The 6,476-nt window shown below is 64.4% G+C and carries 7 protein-coding genes; 2 read left to right on the forward strand and 5 right to left on the reverse strand.

The genetic code is table 11. From position 1 onward, the window contains the following. Positions 1–30: 30 nt before the first annotated feature. A complete protein-coding gene (locus tag MTDSW087_RS29420) occupies positions 31–465 on the reverse strand; it encodes a hypothetical protein (RefSeq protein WP_144769293.1) in 435 nt (144 codons plus the stop codon). Positions 466–921: 456 nt separating this feature from the next. Between MTDSW087_RS29420 and MTDSW087_RS29425 the strand changes: the two genes are divergently transcribed. Together MTDSW087_RS29425 and MTDSW087_RS30545 are read left to right on the forward strand one after the other, a co-directional pair. Next, the gene (locus MTDSW087_RS29425; protein WP_144769295.1) at positions 922–1,200 is read left to right on the forward strand and encodes a BrnT family toxin; all 279 of its coding nucleotides are present in this window, start codon (positions 922–924) and stop codon (positions 1,198–1,200) included. After that, on the forward strand, positions 1,197–1,685 hold the full coding sequence (locus MTDSW087_RS30545) for a helix-turn-helix domain-containing protein (RefSeq protein WP_186384051.1): 489 nt from the start codon (positions 1,197–1,199) through the stop codon (positions 1,683–1,685). Before MTDSW087_RS29425 ends, MTDSW087_RS30545 begins: the two co-directional genes overlap by 4 nt. A 402-nt stretch (positions 1,686–2,087) precedes the next feature. Here MTDSW087_RS30545 and MTDSW087_RS29435 read toward each other — a convergent pair whose 3' ends face one another. The 4 genes from MTDSW087_RS29435 to MTDSW087_RS29450 form a co-directional block, all read right to left on the reverse strand. Then, entirely contained in the window at positions 2,088–3,221 is a 1,134-nt protein-coding gene (locus MTDSW087_RS29435; RefSeq protein ID WP_144769297.1) for a phage baseplate assembly protein, read from the reverse strand. Beyond that, positions 3,218–5,287, reverse strand: coding sequence for a lysozyme family protein (locus tag MTDSW087_RS29440; protein ID WP_144769299.1), 2,070 nt, complete (start codon positions 5,285–5,287; stop codon positions 3,218–3,220). The genes MTDSW087_RS29435 and MTDSW087_RS29440 overlap by 4 nt, the downstream gene beginning before the upstream one ends. Positions 5,288–5,399: 112 nt before the next feature. Further along, positions 5,400–5,747: a phage tail assembly protein gene (locus MTDSW087_RS29445; RefSeq protein WP_144769301.1), complete on the reverse strand. Its 348-nt coding sequence runs from the start codon at positions 5,745–5,747 to the stop codon at positions 5,400–5,402. Positions 5,748–5,757: 10 nt separating this feature from the next. Next, positions 5,758–6,363: a hypothetical protein gene (locus MTDSW087_RS29450; RefSeq protein ID WP_144769303.1), complete on the reverse strand. Its 606-nt coding sequence runs from the start codon at positions 6,361–6,363 to the stop codon at positions 5,758–5,760. Positions 6,364–6,476 lie beyond the last annotated feature (113 nt).

The following is a 6,476-nucleotide window of genomic DNA, read 5'->3' on the forward strand; positions in this document are numbered from 1 at the left end:
GGCGACCCTCGCCTCGGCCCAAGCCTTCCTCTACGCCGCTGCCGTCATGATCCTCGTTCGACGGCTGGGACGCGCCTCATGACTTATCGGACGGACTCTCAGAGATCCGAGCGACGGCTCGTTGTCGCTGTCATCCTGTTCGCGGTCGTCTTGGCAGTGGGGAGCGCCCACCGACACGCCGCACAAGCTCGCCTCGTCGTCGCTCGTCAGGCCGATGCTGTAGACGCCGACGCTCGGCAGGTAGCGGTGCGCCACGAAATCGGCTTCCCGCTCGTCGGCCTCGTGGTCGAGGCGGTCGAGCAAGGCAAGGTCGGCTTCGATCCGGTCGGCGATGGCCTGCCGCAGGTTGCGGAGGCGCTGGCGGTCGCAGTCCTCGACGTTCGCCAGCATGGTCCGCAGGGCCGCGGACACGGGGCCGCCAGGCGCAATGATGCGCGGGGTCGGCATACGGTGGTGGTAGGTCAATTCTCGGTTCCTACAGCTCGAACCGGCTTCTGACGGCCGGGATCTCGCGCCTTCTGACGGGCGTCCGATCAGGTTTGCCAGTGAACGGCACTGGCGCCGGGAGGGTCAGAACACGCCTGTAGGAACGTGCGCGGCGATCTTTACCCCGAAGGGCTATTGTATCGCGGCCGAGCGTTTCCGCTTGACCGTATCGCCGCACTCCCGGCATAGTGAGCCGGTCGGGCTCACCGGGAGGTGAGCACGTCTCTGACGGGGCCTTTCACCCGGCAAGGTGATTGAGCTTCCGCCTACAGGTTTGCGATGCCAGCCCCGGCAAGGGCCCATCGCGGTAGTTCTGACGCTACCCTGACAACATGACACGAGAACCCCGCGCCCGGCAAGGCGGCGGGGGTTTCGTGCGTGCGCTTTGTGCGTAGCGGGCTTGACTTGGTGCGCATTAAGCGCACTTTAACGCCCATGGACTTCGAGTGGGACGACGCCAAGGACGAGACGACCCGAGCCGACCGCGGCTTCGGGTTTGCCGACGCGGCCGGCATTTTCCTTGGTCGCACGGTCGAGTGGCAGGACGAGCGCCGCGACTACGGCGAAGTCCGCATGGTCTCGGTCGGGGAGTTTGACGGAGACTTCTTCACGATCGTCTACACGGATCGGACGGACGCGGAGGGCGCACCCGTGCGGCGCCTCATCTCGGCACGGCTCGCGAACAGGAAGGAACGGAAGCTATGGCGCGCATGAGCTTGAACGAGCTTCGCACCCGCGCCTCGACGGTGGACCGGGCGAAGGTCGACGCGACCACGGAGGCGGATATCGAGGCTCAGCGCGCCGCTGACGGCGACGCGGACCTTGCCGTGCCGAACGCCGCGCGCGTGGTCGAGGCGCCCCGTGCGCTCCGCGTACGGCTAGCCATGACGCAGCGGGAGATAGCCGACGCTTTGCGGATCCCGCTGGGGACGTGGCGGAATTGGGAGCAGGGGCGCGTGGCCCTAGAGCCGGCCGCGGCAGCACTGATCGCCATCGTCTCGCGGATGCCGGAACTGGCGTTCGACGCCTTGGCTCATCCCGAGCCAGAGAAACGGCAAGACGACTTCCTAGATGCATTCAGGAAGCCGAAGCCGAGCAACGAGGTTGAGGCGAGTGTGACCGATGCGGTCGAAGCCCTCGCCGCGGCTCTGGGGGCTGCCGTGGTGGACGCGGACAAGCCGGCGAAGCAGCGGGCCTGATCTCGACAACCTGACGGCGGCGGGTAGGATGCGGGCCATGCGCCTCGCCCTCTCCGCCGCCCTTATCGTCACGCTCGCCGGCCCGACCTTCGCGGCAGAGCGCATCCCGAACTTCCCGCGGCAAACCGATTACGACGGGGCGCGCTCAAGCCTTATGGCAATCGGCTGGCAACCAGTCGCTCAAAATGGAAAGCGATGCGACGTAGACGGATGCTTTGAGCGATGCGCTCCCGGCTTTGAACAGCGGTGTCGCGCGTATCCGGAGGCCGAGATATGTCGAGGCACGGGGCGGGCTAGTTGCGAGATGATCTGGAAGCGGGGCGACACGGTAATCGAGGTTGTCACTGCCGGCGAAGTAGATCCGCCCAGCGTGGCTTCAGTGAAGTGCCGCGCCAACTGTCGCTAAGCGTCAGCCCCATCCGGCGGCATGTAGCGGGCTGCTTCTCCAGAGCTGTTGATGATGCTCGGCACCTCGCCCTTTGGCACCTGCGGGTTGATCATCGACAGGGCATTGGGATGGACGAGGTTCAGTTGGGTGACGGTGCCCATTGGCCCCTGAAGGAAGGTGACCGCGCGCACCCCCAGCCGTGCCGTCCCGTCGCCGTCCGGAAACATGCTCGGCGATCTGACGCTGATCGGGTCGCGCACGTCCCAGAGCTGCCCGTCCGGCCGCACCCACCCGTGCACCGTCACCGTCAGGTCGATGTCCGTTCCGAGGTACGTGCCAGTCTGCGTATTGGCTCGGTTCTCCGCGTCCTTGCCGTCCATGGTGTGCTCACCGGGGACGTTCAACACCGACCCCGGAGCCCCGAGCGGGTTCTTCGTCTCGGCCTGAACCTCGGCGACCTTGCGCCCGAATGAGGTGTCGCTGCCCTGGTCCTGTCCAACGGCCACGATCTTCGAGAACACGTTGTTGTCCGAGACGATGCCGCGCAGGGCTAGGATGTTGTCATCCTCGATCAGGTCCGCGACGGACCCGCCCGCAATCGGCGCGCCGCTCAGCACGAGGTTGCCGTCCTTGTCGTCGTGCATGATGACGCCGCGCTTGCGCCCGAGCCGTTCGAGGTTGCCCCACGTCTTGAGGAAGGGATCGGCGATGAAGTTGCGGATCGGCTTGTCCCAGCCCTTCGGCGGGTCCTTAACGATAACCTTGACTCCATGCTCCTTCGCCATGGCGCGGGCAATGGCCTCGAAGGTATAGCCGCGATATTGCTTGGCCTGCGGAGTGGAGCGGGCAATTTCTCGCGTGAGGCTACGCCCCTGGATCAGCACGGCGTGCGTGTTCGCATCTATCCCGACCTGCCGGTCAACCACATAGCCGTCGATCACCTTCACACCGGCAAGGATGATCTGGCAGCGCTCGCCCGGCTTGATCCGCAGCGCGGCCCAGCCCCGTCCATCGCCGCCCGGCTCAGCGCCTTCAAAGGCGAAGTCCGAGAACGACGCGGCATAGACACGGGTTACGCGGACGCTGAGCCAGTTTCGATAGATCTGGCCGCCTACGGAAATGCTGGCATCAAGATCAGGATCCTTCATTGGGCAGCAGTCCCATAGAGAGATGTCCCACGATCCACGGCGACCTCTTTGACGACCCCGCTCGACTTGGTGCTGATGCCCATTCCAGGCGGTGCGTTGCGGAAGGTCACAGCCATGTTGACCGATCCGTCGAGGGGGCTGCCGCCCCCGCCCTCGGCGAGACGACGGCGCTGAAGCATACCCATGTCGCCCGGGGCCAGCATCGACCCGCCCTTGACCACTTGGTCATCACGGATCCGCGAAAGGCCGGTGCCGCGCTCCCACTCCGATTTGCCTTGAGCCCGTCGTACGGCCTCGATCGCATCCGGGGAGACCAAAGGCGCATCAAGCGCGCCGCCGGCTGCCATGGCCTCACGGGCTCGCAGCATTGCGCCCGGGTTCCCCTTCAATCCCTCCCAAGCCCCCAATCCCTGATTGCGCGCAATCCAGCGCATCATTCGGTCCTGAGTTTCATCGTTAAACAGAGTATCACCAGAAAGACCAAGGGCCCGCTGCGCCAACTTCATGGTTGATCCGACAATCTGATATCTCCCAAGAGCCGACGATGAGCCGTGACGAGCGCGGACGGTCCGCCCGAAAGCATAAGCCTCGTCCAAGGTCATAGTCGAAATAGGCTTATCCGGACGGCCATACCGTCCGTTACCTAGGACCGTATTGTAGCCCCCCTTGCCCGACTCTGTTCCTGCTATGGCATCTGCCAGCGCCTTTGACGCAGCAGGGTTCTTAGCGCCCGCGCCGGTTGACTCGGAGGCGCCCGGCTGCGGAAGTCCCTTCAGATCGCGAGTGATGCGACCCTGCGGCGAATTGTTGAACGCCTCGGCCGCCGCACTTCCCGGCCCGAAGCTGCCGGGGCCGAAGCCGCCGCCCCAGCCGGCACGATGGATCATACCGCCCCAGCCCGAGCCGCCGCCGAAGCTCGACGGCTGAGCGGTCGCGCCCTGGTTGCGCAGTTTCTCCAGCTCGTCGCCTACTCTCTTAAGTTCCTCGACCAAGCGACTGTGCTTAAGCGCATAATCAGGCGAGCCAGGGTTGCGCTCCATGAGCTGAAGCTGCTGATCCAGCGAGCCCTTGCGTCCTTGCAAGGCGCGGATCCGGCGCTCGGCTTCTGTCTCAGCCGGCGCACCAGGGCCGCGACGGGAGGGCTTACCCGCCTCTTCGGGAGGCGCGGCGGTGCCGAAGTTGTCGATGTATGATTTGACGCCATCGGCGAAGGACTTAAGCTTCTCCTCAAGAGCAACAATGTTCTCAATGTCGGTGCGCGTAGATTTGGCAAAGTCCGCCATGTACTTGAAAATCTCAGGCGCAGCCATTCTCTGAATTTGTTCGAGCGTGTCCTTGAGATCGCGCCAATGCTCGGCGGCTTCCTGAGCCTGCTTGCTGAAATCCGGCTCGCTGGCCGCCTTCTTCATCTCTTCGCGGAGCGCCTTGCCTAGCGCCTCCGGGCCATCGGTGAACAGACGGTTGAAGCCGCCGAGCCCCATCAGGTCGGTGTATTGCTTGAGGGTCTGGGGGTCTTTGATCTTGGACAGAAACGACAGGTACTTGTCGAGTGCGTCCATTGTGTCCTTCGAGCCTTGAAGCTGCCCGAAGATACCGGGTGCCTTCTGTCGCAACTCGCCGGAGAACTCACCAAGGCCGCGCCTCAACAGGGACAGCTTTTCGGCGAAAGACTGCGTGCCTGCGATGACGGTATCGGGTGCGATCTGAAACCGCTCGCCGGTCTTTTGCAGGGCTCTCAGGTTTTGAGCGGTCAGGCCCGTTTCGCGCGAGATATGGCGCATCTCCAAGGCTTCCTTGGACAGCGCCCGCATCGACGCGACGACGGCGCCGATGCCGGCCGCGACACTGAGGTCGAGACCGATGCCGCCGAGCATGTCGCGCCCGCTCATCCCGCGTCCCATGCCGTGGAGCCGCTGGACGGCACCGGCCAGACCGTTCAATTCCTCCCGAACAGCGCGCATCTCGGGTGTTGGCCGGATCTCGCCGAGCATGGTCCGCATGCGCTTGAGCGGCCCCGAAAACTGATCTCCGATTTCGGCTGTAAGCCTGAAGCGATCTTCGGCCATCAGTCCTCACCTCGCGTCCGCGTCTCTTCGAGATGCTTCATGGTCGCCGCCCACAACGGGAACAGATCCTCAAGCGGCATGTCTAGGAACTCGGTGGGCGAGCACCGATAGGTCAGGGCGAGGTCGAGGGCGGCGCGGACGGCGGCTTCCGCGCTCCCGGAATGAAAAAAGGGACGCACGCGTAAGCCGCCGCCATCCAATCATTCGGGCTGAGCATCTGAATGTCTGCCGGTAGCCGCCCGGCAATCTTGGCGAGGAAGCGCGTCATCTGCTCCGGCTTGAACCGAACATCGAACCCATCTTCCGAGGGGACCATTTCGACAGGCAGACCACTGCTGATGAAGTCTCTGGCCTGCGGCTCGCGGAACTTCAGTTCGGCAAATGCTCCGTCCAAACCCTCATAGGAGCGAGACAGCTCGATCCGCATCGGGTCTCTTACCGTCTGTGCCTCGTCTTCCATCGTGATCTCCTTAGCGACGACGTGTGCCCATCGCCTTTGCGATGGCGGCGGGGAGTGCGGCGCGAAGCTCGTCGCGCATGTAGGATTGGAAATCGCGGCCCATCGGGACGTGAGCCGGTTGGCGGGCCTGCGGCTCCAAAGAGAACTTGAGACGAAGCCGCCCCTTCTCGCCGACCAGGATGCCACGATCGGTGACGCGCAGGGCTCTCTTCGGTGTCCGGGCGATCACGGCTGCGGGGCGCTGGTTGGCCCGCACGCCGCGCGCCGTGCGCTGAACCGACCCCTTCAGCGGGATCGCGAGCTTGCCCTTGCGCGCACGCTTGGTGCCGCCGGTTGCCTGCATGCCGAAGTTGCCGCGACCGGCCAAGGCAGGGTTCTCGATGATCTCTGTCATCAGGTTGCGCTTGTTCGCGCGCTGATTGATCCGCAGGGCATAGCGAGCGAAGTTGCGATTGCGCACCTCGACGTGCCGCGCCCAGGTATCGGCCGCCAAACGGTCGGCGGCTTTGCGGGTGGCGTCGTTGAGAGCCACGCTCAGGGTAAAGGGAACTTGCTCGATCGAAGCGCCAAGCCTTCTGACCGCTCGGTCCCATTCGTCAAAGTCGAAGCGGATCACGGTCTATACCTGCATGTGTTTCGGCGTGCAACTTTGACCCCTTGAGGCGGGGGATCGGCGTCCAATTCTGACCCCCTAACCTCGTTCTCGCAGACTGCCCTCTGGTGCGGCCG

This window comes from Methylobacterium dankookense, from assembly GCF_902141855.1.
GTDB classification, from domain to species: domain Bacteria; phylum Pseudomonadota; class Alphaproteobacteria; order Rhizobiales; family Beijerinckiaceae; genus Methylobacterium; species Methylobacterium dankookense.

Excerpts from the sequence above, each read along its gene's own strand:
- MTDSW087_RS29445 (WP_144769301.1), bottom strand. The coding sequence starts at position 5,747 with ATGGAAGACGAGGCACAGACGGTAAGAGACCCGATGCGGATCGAGCTG.
- MTDSW087_RS30545 (WP_186384051.1), top strand. The coding sequence starts at position 1,197 with ATGAGCTTGAACGAGCTTCGCACCCGCGCCTCGACGGTGGACCGGGCG.
- MTDSW087_RS29425 (WP_144769295.1), top strand. The coding sequence starts at position 922 with ATGGACTTCGAGTGGGACGACGCCAAGGACGAGACGACCCGAGCCGAC.
- MTDSW087_RS29440 (WP_144769299.1), bottom strand. The coding sequence starts at position 5,287 with ATGGCCGAAGATCGCTTCAGGCTTACAGCCGAAATCGGAGATCAGTTT.
- MTDSW087_RS29435 (WP_144769297.1), bottom strand. The coding sequence starts at position 3,221 with ATGAAGGATCCTGATCTTGATGCCAGCATTTCCGTAGGCGGCCAGATC.